The organism is Isoptericola croceus (assembly GCF_029382255.1).
GTDB classification, from domain to species: Bacteria; Actinomycetota; Actinomycetes; order Actinomycetales; family Cellulomonadaceae; genus Isoptericola; species Isoptericola croceus.
The window spans coordinates 78587-95152 of the sequence record NZ_JARLLG010000003.1; the positions used below are offsets into that span (position 1 = coordinate 78587).

Genomic DNA, 16566 nt, shown 5'->3' on the forward strand with positions numbered 1-16566 from the left:
CGTGGCCTCCCGGACCAAGGCCCGCAAGCGCGCCGCCGACATCCTCTTCGAGTCGGAGGCGCGGGGGGTCGACCCCCTCGTCCTGCTGCAGGACCGTGTCATCGAGCCGCACGCCGAGGCGTCCGTGCCGCAGTACACCGTGGACCTCGTCGAGGGCGTCGTCGCGCACCGCGAGCGCATCGACGAGCTCCTCGAGACCTACTCGCGCGGATGGACGATCGCCCGGATGCCGGCGGTCGACCGGGCGCTGCTGCGCGTGGGCACGTTCGAGCTCATCTACAACGACGACGTCCCCGACGTCGTCGCCGTGGACGAGGCCGTCGACCTCGCCCGGGAGCTGTCGACCGACGACTCGCCGGCCTTCGTCAACGGCCTCCTGGGGCGGCTCCTCGAGATCAAGCCGACCCTCCTGGCCTGACGGTTCCGAGGTTCGCGCGCCGGCGCGGCGCGATGTGACGCAGCCGACGACCACATGGTGGTCGTCGGCTGCGTCGGCCCCGGGTGAGCGGGTTACGCTGAGCCCGACCGACCCCCTTTAAAACCGTCCTGTGAGGCGGAGAAGGAGTCCCGTTGAACCCTGGCCCTGCCCTGCCTGAAGTCCCCGAGCCGGACGGCACCACCGTCCTCGGAGCGAGCGACGTCGCTCGCGCACTGACGCGCATCGCCCACGAGATCGTGGAGCGTTCCCGTGGGGTCGACGACCTCGTCCTCCTCGGCATCCCGACCCGTGGCGTGACCCTCGCACGGCGGCTCGCCGAGCGGCTCGCACAGATCGACCCCGCCTTCGACGCCGACGCCTGCACCGGAGAGCTCGACGTCACCATGTACCGCGACGACCTGCGTCGCCAGCCGACCAGGGCCGTCGGTATCACCCGTCTGCCCGCGGTCGGGATCGAGGACAAGACGGTCGTGCTCGTCGACGACGTGCTCTTCTCCGGGCGGACCATCCGTGCCGCGCTCGATGCCCTCGGCGACCTCGGCCGGCCCCGTGCCGTACGGCTCGCCTGCCTCGTCGACCGCGGCCACCGTGAGGTGCCGATCCGCCCCGACTTCGTCGGCAAGAACCTGCCCACCGCCCAGAGCGAGCGCGTCCGGGTGCGGCTCGCCGAGGTCGACGACGTCGCCGACGCCGTGGTGATCGCCGGCCGTGACGGGTCGACGGACGTCAGGAGCACGCGATGAGGCACCTGCTGTCCACCGCAGACCTGTCCAAGGACGAGGCCGTCGGCCTGCTCGACACCGCGGCCCAGATGGCCGCGACCCAGTCGCGGGAGATCAAGAAGCTCCCCACCCTGCGGGGGCGCACGGTCGTCAACCTCTTCTTCGAGGACTCCACCCGGACCCGCATCTCGTTCGAGACGGCGGCGAAGCGACTGAGCGCGGACGTCATCAACTTCTCCGCCAAGGGCTCCAGCGTGTCCAAGGGCGAGTCCCTGAAGGACACCGCGCTGACCCTCCACGCCATGGGCGCCGACGCCGTCGTCGTGCGGCACTGGGCCTCCGGGGCGCCTTACCAGCTCGCGCACGCCGGCTGGCTCGACGCCGCGGTGCTCAACGCCGGCGACGGGACGCACATGCACCCCACCCAGGCGTTGCTCGACGCCTACACGATGCGGCGCCACCTCGCCGGTCGCGCCGGCGGTCTGGCGGCCCCGGCCGACGACGGCGTCGGCGCGGACCTGGCCGGGCTGCGCATCGCCATCGTCGGGGACGTGCTGCACTCGCGCGTCGCGCGGGCGAACGTGGCGCTGCTGCACACCCTCGGAGCAGAGGTGACCCTCGTGGCGCCGCCGACCCTCGTGCCGGTCGGGGTGGAGGCGTGGCCGTGCCGCACCTCCTACGACCTCGACGCCACGCTGGCCGACTGGCGCCCCGACGCGGTGATGATGCTGCGGGTACAGCGTGAGCGGATGTCCGGCGGCGCCGGCGCGTTCTTCCCGAGCCCGCTGGAGTACACCCGCTACTACGGCCTGGACGCGCGCCGGCTCGCGCAGCTGGCCGACCACGCGATCGTCATGCACCCAGGCCCCATGAACCGCGGGCTGGAGATCTCCGCGGAGGCCGCGGACTCCGACAAGGCCGTGATCGTCGAGCAGGTCGCCAACGGCATCGCCGTACGCATGGCGGCCCTCTACCTGCTGATGGCCGGGGACCGCTCGGCAGAAGGGAACGACCTGTGAGCACGGACCTGACCATGGGCACCATCACCTACGTCCTGCGGGGCGTGCGACCTCTCGGCGGCGACGCCGTCGACGTCGTGCTCGCCGACGGCGTCGTGGCCGAGGTCGCCGAGGCCGGCTCGGCCACGGCTGAGGGCGCCACGGTGATCGAGGCTGCCGACCACGTGCTCCTGCCGGGCCTGGTCGACCTGCACACCCATCTGCGTGAACCAGGCCGTGAGGACGCGGAGACCGTGGCGTCGGGGACCCGGGCCGCCGCCGTCGGCGGCTTCACGGCCGTGCACGCGATGGCGAACACGTCCCCGGTCGCGGACACCGCCGGAGTGGTCGAGCAGGTGCACCGGCTGGGCCAGCAGGCCGGCTGGGCCGACGTCCACCCGGTCGGTGCGGTGACCGTCGGGCTGGACGGTGTGCGGCTGGCCGAGCTGGGCGCGATGGCGGACTCCGCGGCGCGGGTCCGGGTCTTCTCGGACGACGGCAAGTGCGTGCACGACCCGATCCTGATGCGCCGGGCGCTGGAGTACGTCAAGGCGTTCGACGGCGTGGTGGCGCAGCACGCCCAGGAGCCGCGGCTGACCGAGGGCGCACAGATGAACGAGGGCGTCGTCTCCGCCCAGGTCGGCCTGGCGGGCTGGCCCGCCGTGGCGGAGGAGGCGATCATCGCCCGTGACGTGCTGCTGGCCGAGCACGTCGGTTCGCGCCTGCACGTGTGCCACCTGTCCACGGCAGGCTCGGTCGAGATCATCCGGTGGGCCAAGTCGCGGGGCATCGACGTCACCGCCGAGGTCACCCCGCACCACCTGATCCTCACCGACGACCTCGCGCGCACCTACGACCCGACCTACAAGGTCAACCCGCCGCTGCGCACGGCGGCCGACGTCGAGGCCGTCCGGCAAGGGCTGGCGGACGGGACGATCGACATCGTGGCCACCGACCACGCCCCGCACACCCGCGAGGACAAGGACTGCGAGTGGGGCGCGGCGGCGTTCGGCATGACCGGGCTCGAGACCGCGCTGAGCGTGGTCCAGCAGACGATGGTCGACACCGGCCGGCTGACCTGGTCCGACGTCGCGCGGGTCCTGTCGACCGCCCCGGCCCGCATCGGCCGGATCGAGGCCACCCAGGGCCGGCCGATCGCCGTGGGCGAGCCGGCCAACCTCACCCTGGTCGATCCCACCGCCACCCGCACGATCGACGGTGCGGCTCAGGCGACCTCGAGCGGCAACACGCCGTTCCGCGGCCACGAGCTGCCCGGCCAGGTGGTGGCCACGTTCCTGCGCGGGCGCGCCACCGTGCTCGACGGCGCACCGGTGGCCCCGGTCGACGGCGTGGTGAGCGCACCATGAACCTGCCGATGCCCGTCGCCGTCGGGATCTGGGTCGTGGTCGGGGTCCTCCTGCTCCTGCTCGTGCTGACCGGTCGCCGCCGCCTCGCCGCCCGCACCCGGCACCTGGTGCCGCAGCCGCCCGTGCTGCCCGGTCCGGACGTGCTCGGCGCGGTGCGGCTCGGCCCCCTCGAGGCGACCTATGTCTCGAGCACGCTGTCGGGCGACTGGCTTGCCCGTGTGGGTGCCCACGGCCTCGGTGACCGCAGCGCCGCCGAGGTCACCGTCCTCGACGGCGGCGTCGTCGTCGACCGCGACGGCGGCGCGCCTCTCCTGGTCCCGGCTGCTGCCCTGCGCGGCGTCGGTACCGCCCCCGGCATGGCCGGCAAGTACGTCGGCCGCGACGGACTGGTCGTCCTGACCTGGGAGGTACCGTCCGACGGCGAGACCGACGCCGCGCTGCTCGACACCGGGCTGCGCACCCGCCGCACGGCGGACAACGCACGGCTCGTCGAGGCCGTGAGCTCCCTGATCACCCCGAGCACGAAGGACACGAAGTGACCTCCAGCACCAGCACCGACCCGGCGGTCCTCGTCCTCGAGGACGGCACGGTCGCCCGCGGCATCGCCTATGGCGCCCGCGGCACCACCGTCGGCGAGATCGTCTTCTCCACCGGGATGACCGGCTACCAGGAGACGCTGACCGACCCGTCCTACCACCGCCAGATCGTCGTGATGACTGCCCCGCACGTGGGAAACACCGGTGTGAACGACGAAGACCCCGAGTCCCACAAGATCTGGGTCGCCGGCTACGTCCTGCGCGACCCGGCGCGACGCGCCTCGAGCTGGCGCTCCCAGGGCGACCTGGCCGACGAGCTCGCGACCCAGGGTGTCGTCGGCATCGCCGAGGTCGACACCCGCTTCCTGACCCGGCACCTGCGCGAGCTCGGTGTGATGCGCGCCGGCATCTTCTCCGGCGACGACCTGGTGCGCGACGGCGCCGAACGCGACGTGGCCGATCTCGTCGCCGAGGTGCGCGACGCCCCGCAGATGGCCGGTGCCGACCTGGCCCGCGAGGTCAGCACCACCGAGGCCTACACGGTCGAGCCGCGCGGGCTCGCCGCCGGTGCCGACCCCGTCGCGACCGTCGTGGCGGTCGACCTGGGGATCAAGTCCATGACGCCGGTGCGGTTGGCCGAGCGAGGCGTGCGTGTTCATGTGGTCCCGCAGTCGAGCACCGTCGCCGACGTCGAGGCGCTGCTGCCCGCCGACGCCCCGGGCGGGGTGTTCTTCTCCAACGGCCCCGGCGACCCGTCGGCGGCGACCGCCGAGATCGACCTGCTGCGCGGGGTGCTGGATCGGCGGATCCCGTTCTTCGGCATCTGCTTCGGCAACCAGCTCTTCGGCCGTGCGCTCGGCTACGGCACCTACAAGCTCGGTTACGGCCACCGTGGCATCAACCAGCCCGTGATGGACCGCACCACCGGCAAGGTCGAGGTCACCGCGCAGAACCACGGGTTCGCCGTGGACGCGCCGGTGGACGCGGTGAGCACCGCGCCGTACGACGACGAGCGCGCTGACCAGGGCATCGAAGGATCCCGCTACGGCAGGGTCATCGTGTCCCACGTCGGGCTCAACGACCAGGTCGTCGAGGGACTGACCGCGCTCGACCTGCCGGCCTTCTCCGTCCAGTACCACCCCGAGGCCGCTGCCGGACCCCACGACAGCGCCTACCTGTTCGACCGCTTCGTCGAGCTCATGACCACCCGCGAGCCCGTGACCGTGCCGGCCAGCGCCCTCGCGGCGTTGACCGACGGCACCACCGGCGATAAGGAGAACTGATGCCCCGCCGTTCCGACCTCTCCTCCGTCCTGGTCATCGGGTCCGGCCCGATCGTCATCGGCCAGGCCTGCGAGTTCGACTACTCCGGGACGCAGGCCTGCCGGGTTCTCAAGGAGGAGGGCCTGCGCGTGGTCCTGGTGAACTCCAACCCGGCCACGATCATGACCGACCCGGAGTTCGCCGACGCCACGTACGTCGAGCCGATCACCCGCGAGGTGCTCACGACGATCATCGCCAAGGAGCGCCCCGACGCGCTGCTGCCCACCCTGGGCGGCCAGACCGCGCTCAACGCCGCGATCGAGCTGCACGAGGCGGGCGTCCTCGACGAGTACGGCGTCGAGCTGATCGGCGCGAACATCGCGGCCATCCGCAAGGGTGAGGACCGCGAGGAGTTCAAGGGCGTCGTCGAGCTCTGCGGCGGGGAGTCGGCCCGTTCGAAGATCATCCACACGGTCGAGGAGGCCGTCGCGGCCGCCGCGGACCTCGGCTACCCGATGGTCGTGCGTCCGTCCTTCACGATGGGTGGCCTCGGGTCCGGGCTCGCCTACGACGAGTCCGACCTGCGTCGGATCGTCGGCCAGGGGCTGCACTACTCGCCGACCACCGAGGTGCTCCTGGAGGAGTCCATCCTCGGCTGGAAGGAGTACGAGCTCGAGCTCATGCGGGACAAGGACGACAACGTGGTGGTCGTCTGCTCGATCGAGAACGTCGACCCGGTGGGGGTACACACCGGCGACTCGGTGACCGTGGCGCCGGCGATGACGCTGACCGACCGTGAGTACCAGGACCTGCGCGACATCGGGATCGCCGTCATCCGCGAGGTCGGTGTCGACACCGGCGGGTGCAACATCCAGTTCGCCGTCGACCCCGCCACCGGCCGCATCATCGTCATCGAGATGAACCCGCGCGTGTCGCGCTCGTCCGCGCTGGCGTCGAAGGCGACGGGCTTCCCGATCGCGAAGATCGCGGCGAAGCTCGCCGTCGGCTACACGCTCGACGAGATTCCGAACGACATCACCCGCGTCACGCCCGCGAGCTTCGAGCCCACGCTCGACTACGTCGTGGTCAAGGTGCCACGGTTCGCCTTCGAGAAGTTCCCCGCGGCGGACGACACCCTGACGACCACGATGAAGTCCGTGGGCGAGGCGATGGCCCTGGGCCGCAACTTCACCGAGGCCCTCGGCAAGGCGCTGCGCAGCATCGACAAGGGCGGTGTCGACTTCCACTGGCACGGCGAGGCGCCGTCGGGCACGGCGCTGGACGAGCTGCTGGTGGAGATCCAGCGACCGACCGAGCAGCGGCTCGTCGGCGTCCAGCAGGCGCTGCGGTCGGTGGTCGCCGGGCACGCGACGCTCGAGCAGGTCTTCGAGGCCACCAAGATCGACCCGTGGTTCCTCGACCAGATCCTGCTGATGAACGAGGTCGCCGAGGCGACGGCGTCGTCCGACACCCTGACCGCCGACGTGCTGCGCCGTGCCAAGCGGCACGGGCTGTCCGACGCCCAGGTGGCGCAGCTACGCCGTATGGGCCCGGGTGGCGAGGCCGCGGTGCGCGAGGCCCGGCACGCGCTGGGCGTGCGCCCGGTCTACAAGACGGTGGACACCTGTGCGGCGGAGTTCGCCGCGACCACCCCGTACCACTACTCGTCCTACGACGCCGAGACGGAGGTCGCCCCGCGCGAGCGGGAGGCGGTCATCATCCTGGGCTCGGGGCCGAACCGGATCGGGCAGGGCATCGAGTTCGACTACTCGTGCGTGCACGCCGCGCTGACGCTCAAGGACACGTACGAGACCGTCATGGTCAACTGCAACCCCGAGACGGTCTCCACGGACTACGACACCTCGGACCGGCTCTACTTCGAGCCGTTGACGCTCGAGGACGTCCTGGAGGTCTACGACGCCGAGCTCGCCGCCGGTCCGGTCAAGGGGATCATCGTCCAGCTCGGGGGGCAGACGCCGCTCGGCCTGGCGCAGCGGCTCGCGGACGCCGGGCTGCCGATCCTCGGCACCACGCCGGAGGCGATCGACGCCGCCGAGGACCGCGGCATCTTCGGCCAGGTCCTGGCCGACGCCGGGCTGCCGGCACCGGCGTTCGGCACCGCCCGCTCGCTGGGACAGGCCCAGGAGGTCGCCGAGCGGATCGGGTACCCGGTCCTGGTGCGCCCGTCCTACGTGCTCGGCGGGCGCGGCATGGAGATCGTGTACTCCGTCGAGCAGCTCACGGGCTACGTCGAGCGCGCGCTGGCGGACGCCACGGCCGTCGCCGCGTCGAAGGCGCCGGGCACCCTGCCCGCGCCGCTGCTCATCGACCGGTTCCTCGACGACGCGATGGAGATCGACGTCGACGCCCTGTTCGACGGCACCGAGCTGTTCCTCGGCGGCGTCATGGAGCACATCGAGGAGGCCGGCATCCACTCGGGCGACTCCGCGTGCGTGCTGCCGCCGGTCTCGCTGAGCCAGGCCGAGATCGAGCGGATCCGCCGGTCCACCGAGGCCATCGCCCGGGGTGTCGGGGTGCGCGGCCTGCTCAACGTCCAGTACGCCCTGGTGTCCGACGTGCTCTACGTCCTGGAGGCCAACCCGCGCGCCTCGCGCACGGTGCCGTTCGTCTCCAAGGCGACCGGTGTCTCGCTGGCCAAGGCCGCGGCCCGGGTGATGGTGGGCGAGTCGCTCGCCGACCTGCGGGCCGAGGGTGTGCTCCCGGCCGAGGGGGACGGGGGCACGCTCGACCTGGGCGCCCCGCTGGCCGTCAAGGAGGCCGTGCTGCCGTTCAAGCGGTTCCGGACCGCCGAGGGACACGTGGTGGACACCGTCCTGGGCCCGGAGATGCGCTCCACCGGCGAGGTCATGGGCTTCGACAAGGACTTCCCGCACGCCTTCGCCAAGTCGCAGTCGGCCGCGTACGGCGGGCTGCCGACGTCGGGCACGGTGTTCGTCTCGGTCGCCGACCGCGACAAGCGTTCGATCGTGTTCCCGGTCAAGCGCCTGGCGGACATCGGCTTCGAGATCCTCGCGACGGCGGGGACCGCCCAGGTGCTGGCGCGCAACGGGATCGAGGCCACGACGGTGCGCAAGTACTCGGACGGCGCCGGCCCGGGCGGTGAGCCGACGGTGGTGGACCTCATCACCGAGGGGCGGGTGGACCTCGTGGTGAACTCCCCGTCGGGCCAGGGGGCCCGCGCGGACGGCTACGAGATCCGTGCGGCCACGACCGCGGCGGACAAGCCCATGGTCACCACGGTCGACCAGCTCGCCGCGGCGGTGCAGGCCATCGAGGCGGTACGCGGCGGGCCGTTCTCCGTGGCGAGCCTCCAGGAGCACGACGCGGCCACGCGCGCGCGCCGCGGCCTGGACGAGGCGGTCGTCGCGTGAGCCCCAGGGTGCCGGGACGTGTGCCGTTCGGCGCCCGGCTCGCGGCGGCGATGGACGATCTCGGCCCGCTGTGCGTCGGGATCGACCCGCACGGGCCGCTGCTGGCCGACTGGGGGCTGCCCGACGACGCCACGGGCGTGCGTGAGTTCGGGCTGCGGGTGGTCGACGCCCTGGGCGGCCGGGTGGCGGCCTTCAAGCCCCAGGCGGCGTTCTTCGAACGCCACGGCTCGCGCGGGCTCGCCGCACTCGAAGAGGTCCTGGCGGCGGCCCAGGCGGCCGGGACGCTGACGATCGTCGACGCCAAGCGGGGCGACATCGGCTCGACCATGGCCGGGTACGCGGACGCGTTCCTCGCCGACGGTTCGCCGCTGGCGGGCGATGCGGTCACGTTGTCGCCGTACCTCGGCTTCGGTGCGTTGTCGCCGGCACTCGACACGGCCGCGGCCACGGGTCGTGGCGTGTTCGTGCTGTGCCTCACCTCGAACCCCGAGGGCGCCGCCGTCCAGCATGCGGTCGGTGCGGACGGGCGCAGCACCGCGGCGTCGGTCGCGGCCCAGGCGGCAGCGTGCAACGAGGGTGCGGCACCGCTGGGTTCGGTGGGGCTCGTGGTCGGTGCCACCGTCGGTGGTGCGGCCCGCTCCACCGGCACGGACCTGGAGGCCGTGAACGGACCGTTGCTGGCCCCGGGCGTCGGTGCGCAGGGGGCGGGTGAGCAGGAGCTGACGGACGTCTTCGGCGCCGCGCGCAGGAACGTGCTCGCCTCGTCCTCCCGGGGGGTCCTCGCAGCCGGTCCGGAGGCGGTGGGGCTGCTCCGCGCGGCCGAGCGGTCGGTCGCCGAGGTGCGGTCGGCGTTGCGCCCGCGCTGACCGGCGCCGATGTCGGAAGACTCACACGAGTTCACCCGCGGTGCGCCCGGTTCGGGGCGTTTGAGCGGCTATGCGGCGCGGGATCTGCCCCCAGGTGTCCGGCAGGGGGCGCCAGCGATTGCCGCCGCCGCAGGTCGTGGCTACTTTCGAGGGAGCAGTACGTCCTGTCGGTTCGATTGAGTAGGTGACTTGCGTGGCCCTTCCTCCACTCACCCCGGAACAGCGTGCGGCGGCCCTCGAGAAGGCGGCCGAGGCACGGCGAATCCGGGCCGAGATCAAGAACCGTCTGAAGTACTCCCAGGGGTCGCTCCGGGAGGTGATCGAGCAGGGCCAGTCGGACGACATCGTGGGCAAGCTCAAGGTCGTCTCGCTGCTGGAGTCGCTCCCGGGAGTCGGTAAGGTGAAGGCCCGGGCGATCATGGAAGAGATCGGGATCGCCGAGACCCGCCGTGTCCGTGGCCTCGGGCCGCACCAGGCCCAGGCGCTCATCGAGAGGTTTGGCTGAGATTTCCGCTTCACGCGCCGGTGTGCCGGCACCCCAGGGGGCCGGTCCCGACGACGTCGTGCGCGGCCCGGCACGTCTGACCGTGCTGGCCGGCCCGACGGCCGTCGGCAAGGGCACCGTCTCGGCCGACATCCGTGCTCGCTACCCCGAGGTGTGGCTGTCGGTGTCGGCCACGACGCGCCCGCCGCGGCCGGGGGAGGTGCACGGCGTGCACTACCTCTTCGTCGGCGCCGACGAGTTCGACCGGATGGTGGCTGCCGGCGAGATGCTCGAGTGGGCCGTCGTGCACGGGCGGCACCGCTACGGCACGCCGCGCGGGCCGGTGGTCGAGCACCTGGCCGCGGGTCGGCCGACGCTGCTGGAGATCGACCTGCAGGGTGCGCGGCAGGTCCGCGACGCGGTGCGTGCTGCCGGCCTCGACGCGCAGTTCGTGTTCCTGGCGCCACCGAGCCGCGACGAGCTGGTCCGTCGGCTCGTCGGCCGCGGCACCGAGGACGCCGCTGAACGAGAGCGTCGCCTGGCGACCGCCGAGGTCGAGATGGCTTCCGAGCCGGAGTTCGACGTCACGATCGTGAACGACGACGTCACCCGGGCCACGGACGAGCTCGCGCGGCTGCTGGGCGTGCGGGCCGGGGGCGCCGCCCCCGCGACCTCGCACTCTGCTTGATCGCGGCGGGTAGACTGGACGTCGACCCTCGTTCTTGATCCTTCCCCTATTCCTGTACCTTGCCGGTGGCCGTCGCCACCGGTTCGTACGTCTGCTTGGAGTGACTCACATGGCCGGAACCGTGCCCCAGCCCATCGGCATCACCGACCCGCCGATCGACGACCTGCTCACGCACAGCGAGTCCAAGTACGGCCTCGTGCTGTACGCGTCGAAGCGCGCACGCCAGATCAACGCGTACTACGCGCAGCTCAACGAGGGCCTGCTGGAGAACGTCGGCCCGCTGGTGGACACCCGCGTGCAGGAGAAGCCGCTGTCGATCGCGATGCGTGAGATCAACGAGGGTCTGTTGACCGCGGAGCCCGCCGAGCCCGCCCCCGAGCAACCGGCCGCGCCTGCGGTTCCCGAGAGCTTCGAGAACGCCGAGTCGGAGCAGGCCGCCGGCGACGAGATCGTCTGACCCCGGCTGTGCACGCACCGCGATGAGGATCCTGCTGGGAGTCAGCGGCGGCGTCGCCGCGTACAAGGCGGTGCTGCTGCTGCGGCTGCTGCGTGAGCAGGGCCACGCGGTGCGCGTGGTCCCGACGGCTGCTGCGTTGCGGTTCGTGGGTGCCCCCACCTTCGAGGCGCTGTCCGGGGAACCGGTCAGCTCCGAGGTGTTCGACGACGTCCCCGGCGTCCAGCACGTCGCGCTCGGTCAGGGGGCCGACCTCGTGATCGTGGCGCCTGCCACGGCGGACCTGCTGGCGCGGGCCGCGGCGGGCCGCGCCGACGACCTGCTCACGTCCACGCTGCTGGTCGCCCGCTGTCCGGTGGTGATGGCGCCGGCGATGCACACCGAGATGTGGGAGCACCCGGCGACCCGGGCGAACGTGGCGACGCTGCGTGACCGGGGCGTGCAGGTCCTCGAACCGGCCAGCGGCCGGCTGACCGGTGCCGACACCGGCCCGGGGCGGCTGCCCGAGCCCGAGGACATCGCCCGCGACGCCCTGGCGGCGGCCGGCGTGGGTGGTTCTGCGGCATCGCACGACCTGACCGGTCGCCGCGTCGTGGTCTCCGCGGGCGGGACCCGCGAACCGATCGACCCGGTGCGCTTCATCGGCAACCGTTCCAGCGGTCGGCAGGGTGTGGCGCTGGCAGCCGCCGCCGCGGCCCGCGGCGCCGAGGTGACGCTGGTGGCGGCGAACCTGCCGGACGGGCTGACCGCAGCGCTGGCCGCGACGTCGGGCACCACGGTGGTCGACGTGTCCTCGACCGCCGAGCTGCGTGCGGCGGTGCGCGAGGCGGCCGTGGCCGCCGATGCCGTGGTCATGGCCGCTGCCGTGGCGGACTTCCGCCCGGCGGCTGCGCCGACGGCGAAGATCAAGAAGGTCGCGGGTGCGGCGCCCGCGCCGATCGAGCTGGTCGAGAACCCGGACGTGCTCGCCGAGCTGGCCGCGGACCGGCTCCGTGCCGGGCAGGTGGTGGTCGGGTTCGCCGCGGAGACCGGCGACGACGCCGGCTCCGTCCTCGAGCACGGCCGGGCCAAGGCTCGTCGCAAGGGGGCCGACCTGCTGGCGGTGAACGCCGTCGGGGAGAGCCTGGGGTTCGGCACGGACGTCAACGACGTCACCGTGCTCGACGCGCACGGTGAGCTGGTGACGGCGGTGGCCGGGTCGAAGCGGGAGGTCGCGGACGGCCTGTGGGACGCGGTGACCAAGCTTCTTCCCAGCATATGAGACAGTCTCGCTGAGTGAGACGTTTTCGCCCCCTCGATGCCCGGTCTTCGGTGCCTGGGGACGTAGGGTGATCGCATGACCGATGCGCTGCGCCTCTTCACGTCCGAGTCCGTGACCGAGGGACACCCGGACAAGGTGTGCGACCAGATTTCCGACGCCATCCTGGACGCGCTCATCGCGCAGGACCCGCACTCGCGCGTCGCCGTGGAGACGATGGTCACCACCGGGCTGGTGCACGTCGCGGGCGAGGTGACGACCGAGGCCTACGTGGAGATCCCGCAGATCGTGCGCGAGGTGGTGCGTGGCATCGGCTACACGTCCTCGGCCATCGGGTTCGACGGCGACTCGTGCGGGGTGTCCGTGTCCATCGGGCAGCAGTCACCCGACATCGCGGCCGGCGTCGACAAGGCGCTCGAGCTGCGCATCGACTCCGGTGACCTGGACCCGCTCGACGCGCAGGGTGCAGGCGACCAGGGCCTGATGTTCGGGTACGCCACCGACGAGACGCCTGCGCTGATGCCGCTGCCGATCTGGTTGGCGCACCGGCTCTCGGAGCGCCTGGCCGAGGTCCGCAAGTCCGGCGCCGTGTCGGGGCTGCGGCCCGACGGCAAGACGCAGGTCACCGTCGGCTACGACGGCGACCGTCCGGTGCGGCTGGACACCGTGGTGCTCTCCACCCAGCACGACGCGGACGTCGAGCAGGACAAGCTCTTCCGGGAGGTCGCCGACCACGTCATCAACCCGGTGGTCGACGAGGTCGCGGCGGCGGTGGGTCTGGAGACCGCCGACGTGCGCCTCATCGTCAACCCGACGGGCAAGTTCGTCGTGGGCGGGCCGCAGGGCGACGCCGGGCTGACGGGCCGCAAGATCATCGTCGACACCTACGGCGGGATGGCCCGGCACGGCGGCGGGGCGTTCTCCGGCAAGGACCCCTCGAAGGTGGACCGCTCGGCGGCCTACGCCATGCGGTGGGTGGCCAAGAACATCGTGGCCGCCGGGCTGGCCCGTCGCTGCGAGGTCCAGGTCGCCTACGCGATCGGCAAGGCGCACCCGGTCGGGCTGTACGTCGAGACCTTCGGCACGGAGACGGTCGCGCCCGAGCGCATCAGCGCCGCCATCCGGGAGGTCTTCGACCTGCGACCCGCCGCGATCGTGCGCGACCTGGACCTGCTGCGACCGGTCTACGGCCCGACGGCCGCCTACGGGCACTTCGGGCGCGAGCTGGACGGATTCACCTGGGAGCGCACCGACCGCGTGGACGCGCTGCGCGCCGCGGTGTGAGGCGAGACGTGAGTCCCGTCGAGTCGGTGACCCGTGGTTGCATGGCTTCGTGACCACCCCTGACGAGCCCGAGCAGCCCGCGCTGCTCGGGCTCGACGACGTCTCGGCCCCACCGGCGCCCCGTCGGCGTGCCCGCACGGCCGAGCCCGCCGGGCCGGCCGCCGTCGACCCCGTGGCGCGGGTGGTCCTCGACCTGGCGCCGGCACACCTGGACCGCGAGTTCGACTACCTGGTGCCCGCCCCGTTCGCCGCCGACGCCATGCCCGGGGTGCGCATCCGGGCGCGGTTCGGTCCGCAGGAGGTCGGGGGGTACGTCGTGGCACGGGCGGCGACGTCCGACCACGACGGACGTCTGGTGGCGCTCAAGCGGGTCGTGTCGTCCGATCCCGTCCTGTCCGCCGAGGTGCTGGCGCTGGCGCGCCGGGTGGCCGAGCGGTACGCCGGGACCCTGTCGGACGTGCTGCGCCTGGCGGTCCCGCCGCGGCACGCACGCGTCGAGGCCGAGGTGCTGGCCGCGCTCGCCGAGACGGGGGAGCCCGCCTCGCCCGTGCCGCCCGACGGGGAGGGCTGGCCGGGCGTGTGGGCGCCGTACCGGGGTGGGGAGGCGTTCTGCCGCCGGGTGCTCGCCGGGCAGGCGCCACGGGCCGTGTGGACGCCTCTACCGGGCCTCGAGCGGGGTCTCGAGCCGGACGTAGCCGGGTCGGCGAGCACCCCGCACTGGGCCGCCGCCGTCGCCCAGGCCGTCCGTGCCGCGCTGTCGGGTGGCAGGCGTGCCCTCGTGGTGGCGCCCGACGCCCGCGACGTCGACCAGGTCTGCGCCGCCCTGGGCGCCGCCGGGGTGGTCGACGTCGTGCGCCTGCAGGCCGACGACGGCCCCGCGCCGCGGTACCGCGCCTTCCTGCGTGCCCGGCACGGCCTGGCAGCGGTGGTGGTCGGTACTCGCGCCGCGATGTTCGCACCCGTGCCCGACCTCGGGCTGGTCGTGCTGTGGGGGGACGGTGAGGAGACGCTCGCCGAGCCGCACGCCCCCTACCCGCACGCCCGCGACGTCCTCGCCCTGCGCAGCGAGCTCGAGGAGGCGGCGTTCCTGCTCGGCTCGCCCGGGCGCACCGTCCAGGCGCAGGCGCTGCTGGCGCGCCGGTGGGCGCAGGAGGTCGCCGCGCCCCGCGACGTCGTCCGGGCCCGGGCACCTCGGGTCCGTGCCCTGACCTCGGTGGAGCTGGCCCGCGAGGGGGCCGGCGCGGCGGCCCGGTTGCCGAGCGCCGCCTGGCGGTCGGCCCGCGACGCCCTGGCCCATGGTCCGGTGCTCGTCCAGGTGCCGCGCACGGGCTACCTGCCGGTGGTGGCGTGCGCCCGCTGCCGCACGGCGGCGCGCTGCACCCACTGCCACGGCCCGCTCGGGCTACGCGGCGCCAGCTCCGCCCCGCAGTGCACCTGGTGCGGTCGTCTGGCCGGCGGGTGGCGCTGCACCGAGTGCGGCCACGACCGGGTGCGCGCCGTGCGGGTCGGGTCCGAGCGCACCGCCGAGGAGCTGGGCCGCGCCTTCCCCGGCGTGCCGGTGCGGGTGTCGGCCTCCTCGGCACCCGGCGGTGTGCTGGACCACGTCGATGCGGGCCCGGCGCTCGTTGTCGCCACCCCGGGGGCGGAACCGGTGGCCGACGGCGGGTATGCGGCCGCGCTGCTGCTCGACGCCGCCGTGGCCACGGCCGGCACCGGGCTGGCCACCGCCACCGACGCGGCCCACCGCTGGCTCGCCGCCGCGAGCCTCGTGCGGGCCGCGCCGCACGGTCAGGTCCTGCTGGTGGGGGACGCCGCGCCGGCGCCCACCAGCGCCCTCGTGCGCTTCGACGCCCCCGGCCTGGCCGAGCGCGAGCTCGACGAGCGCCGCGAGCTCGACCTGCCGCCCGCCGTGCGCGTCGCGGCCGTCACGGGGCAGGTCGACGCCGTGCGCGCCGTCGTCGGCCGCGTCGAGCTCGCCACCGCCGACGCTCTGCTCGGTCCCGTCGACCTGCCCGACGACGGCACGCGCCTCGAGCCGGCCGCGCGGGTCGTCGTGCGCGTCCCGCTCGCCCAGGGGACCGAGCTCGCCCGCCAGCTGCGCGCCTCGATGGCGGTGCGCGCGGCCCGCCGCGAAGGCGGAACCGTCCGTGTCCAGCTCGATCCTGCGGAGATGCTCTGATGCCCACCCCCCACGGCCCGATCGAGGCCGTGATCTACGACTTCGGCAACGTCCTGGTCGGCTGGGACCCCTACGGCGCGTTCGACGGCCTCGACCGCGCCGAGGTCGACGCCTGGATGACCGAGGTCGACTTCGGCCCGTTCAACCTCGCCCAGGACGCCGGACGCACCTGGGCCGAGGCCGTCGCCCACCTCGAGGCCACCCGACCGCACCTGGCGCCGATGGCCGCCCGCTACGCCCGCCACTACGCCGGCACCCTGAGCGGGCCCGTGGAGGGTTCCGCCGAGCTCGTGCGCGAGCTGGACGCCGCAGGACTGCGCCTGTACGGGCTGACCAACTGGGCCGCCGACACCTTCGACCACGCCGAGCCCGCCGCACCCGTCATCGGCCTGCTGCGCGACGTCGTCGTCTCCGGGCAGGTCCGGCTCGCCAAGCCGGACCCCGCGATCTTCCGCCTGGCCGCCGAACGCTTCGCCGTCGAGCCCGGGCGCACCGTCTTCGTCGACGACACGGCGCGCAACGTCGCCGCGGCGCGCGCCGCCGGGTTCCACGCCGTGCACTTCACCGACACGACGTCGCTACGGTCGGCGCTCGCGGACCTCGACGTGCCGGTGCGGCGCCGGCCCTAGACTTGCCC

The 16566-nt window shown here is 73.3% G+C and carries 15 protein-coding genes; all 15 read left to right on the plus strand.

What is annotated here, in order from left to right:
• Position 1: 1 nt before the first annotated feature.
• Complete coding sequence (gene nusB / locus PZC42_RS08970) at positions 2 to 418, plus strand: transcription antitermination factor NusB (RefSeq protein WP_277210200.1); 417 nt, start codon at positions 2 to 4, stop codon at positions 416 to 418.
• Between the two features lie 152 nt (positions 419 to 570).
• Positions 571 to 1182, plus strand: coding sequence for a bifunctional pyr operon transcriptional regulator/uracil phosphoribosyltransferase PyrR (gene pyrR, locus PZC42_RS08975; protein ID WP_277210202.1), 612 nt, complete (start codon positions 571 to 573; stop codon positions 1180 to 1182).
• Positions 1179 to 2180 carry an aspartate carbamoyltransferase catalytic subunit gene (locus tag PZC42_RS08980; protein WP_277210204.1) on the plus strand — a complete coding sequence of 334 codons (1002 nt, stop codon included), beginning with the start codon at positions 1179 to 1181 and terminating at the stop codon, positions 2178 to 2180. Before pyrR ends, PZC42_RS08980 begins: the two co-directional genes overlap by 4 nt.
• A gap of 14 nt (positions 2181 to 2194) precedes the next feature.
• On the plus strand, positions 2195 to 3526 hold the full coding sequence (locus tag PZC42_RS08985; RefSeq protein WP_277210744.1) for a dihydroorotase: 1332 nt from the start codon (positions 2195 to 2197) through the stop codon (positions 3524 to 3526).
• Positions 3523 to 4065 carry a PH-like domain-containing protein gene (locus PZC42_RS08990; RefSeq protein ID WP_277210206.1) on the plus strand — a complete coding sequence of 181 codons (543 nt, stop codon included), beginning with the start codon at positions 3523 to 3525 and terminating at the stop codon, positions 4063 to 4065. Before PZC42_RS08985 ends, PZC42_RS08990 begins: the two co-directional genes overlap by 4 nt.
• Positions 4062 to 5345, plus strand: coding sequence for a glutamine-hydrolyzing carbamoyl-phosphate synthase small subunit (gene carA / locus PZC42_RS08995; protein ID WP_277210208.1), 1284 nt, complete (start codon positions 4062 to 4064; stop codon positions 5343 to 5345). The genes PZC42_RS08990 and carA overlap by 4 nt, the downstream gene beginning before the upstream one ends.
• Positions 5345 to 8716, plus strand: a complete 3372-nt coding sequence (gene carB, locus PZC42_RS09000) for a carbamoyl-phosphate synthase large subunit (RefSeq protein ID WP_277210211.1) — start codon at positions 5345 to 5347, stop codon at positions 8714 to 8716. Before carA ends, carB begins: the two co-directional genes overlap by 1 nt.
• Positions 8713 to 9582, plus strand: coding sequence for an orotidine-5'-phosphate decarboxylase (pyrF, locus tag PZC42_RS09005; protein ID WP_277210213.1), 870 nt, complete (start codon positions 8713 to 8715; stop codon positions 9580 to 9582). Before carB ends, pyrF begins: the two co-directional genes overlap by 4 nt.
• 193 nt (positions 9583 to 9775) lie before the next feature.
• A complete protein-coding gene (mihF, locus tag PZC42_RS09010; RefSeq protein ID WP_277210215.1) occupies positions 9776 to 10087 on the plus strand; it encodes an integration host factor, actinobacterial type in 312 nt (103 codons plus the stop codon).
• A gap of 22 nt (positions 10088 to 10109) precedes the next feature.
• On the plus strand, positions 10110 to 10754 hold the full coding sequence (gene gmk / locus PZC42_RS09015) for a guanylate kinase (RefSeq protein WP_277210217.1): 645 nt from the start codon (positions 10110 to 10112) through the stop codon (positions 10752 to 10754).
• 109 nt (positions 10755 to 10863) lie between these two features.
• Entirely contained in the window at positions 10864 to 11211 is a 348-nt protein-coding gene (rpoZ, locus tag PZC42_RS09020) for a DNA-directed RNA polymerase subunit omega (protein ID WP_277210219.1), read from the plus strand.
• Between the two features lie 22 nt (positions 11212 to 11233).
• Positions 11234 to 12469, plus strand: coding sequence for a bifunctional phosphopantothenoylcysteine decarboxylase/phosphopantothenate--cysteine ligase CoaBC (gene coaBC, locus PZC42_RS09025; protein ID WP_277210221.1), 1236 nt, complete (start codon positions 11234 to 11236; stop codon positions 12467 to 12469).
• A gap of 75 nt (positions 12470 to 12544) precedes the next feature.
• On the plus strand, positions 12545 to 13750 hold the full coding sequence (gene metK, locus PZC42_RS09030; RefSeq protein WP_277210223.1) for a methionine adenosyltransferase: 1206 nt from the start codon (positions 12545 to 12547) through the stop codon (positions 13748 to 13750).
• A 49-nt stretch (positions 13751 to 13799) separates the two neighbouring features.
• Positions 13800 to 15929 carry a primosomal protein N' family DNA-binding protein gene (locus PZC42_RS09035; protein ID WP_277210225.1) on the plus strand — a complete coding sequence of 710 codons (2130 nt, stop codon included), beginning with the start codon at positions 13800 to 13802 and terminating at the stop codon, positions 15927 to 15929.
• Complete coding sequence (locus PZC42_RS09040) at positions 15929 to 16558, plus strand: HAD family hydrolase (RefSeq protein WP_277210227.1); 630 nt, start codon at positions 15929 to 15931, stop codon at positions 16556 to 16558. Before PZC42_RS09035 ends, PZC42_RS09040 begins: the two co-directional genes overlap by 1 nt.
• Positions 16559 to 16566: the final 8 nt, after the last annotated feature.

Coding starts and splice junctions, on each gene's coding strand:
- PZC42_RS08980 (WP_277210204.1), top strand. CDS start 1,179: ATGAGGCACCTGCTGTCCACCGCAGACCTGTCCAAGGACGAGGCCGTC.
- PZC42_RS08985 (WP_277210744.1), top strand. CDS start 2,195: ATGGGCACCATCACCTACGTCCTGCGGGGCGTGCGACCTCTCGGCGGC.
- PZC42_RS08990 (WP_277210206.1), top strand. CDS start 3,523: ATGAACCTGCCGATGCCCGTCGCCGTCGGGATCTGGGTCGTGGTCGGG.
- carB (WP_277210211.1), top strand. CDS start 5,345: ATGCCCCGCCGTTCCGACCTCTCCTCCGTCCTGGTCATCGGGTCCGGC.
- rpoZ (WP_277210219.1), top strand. CDS start 10,864: ATGGCCGGAACCGTGCCCCAGCCCATCGGCATCACCGACCCGCCGATC.
- coaBC (WP_277210221.1), top strand. CDS start 11,234: ATGAGGATCCTGCTGGGAGTCAGCGGCGGCGTCGCCGCGTACAAGGCG.
- metK (WP_277210223.1), top strand. CDS start 12,545: ATGACCGATGCGCTGCGCCTCTTCACGTCCGAGTCCGTGACCGAGGGA.
- PZC42_RS09040 (WP_277210227.1), top strand. CDS start 15,929: ATGCCCACCCCCCACGGCCCGATCGAGGCCGTGATCTACGACTTCGGC.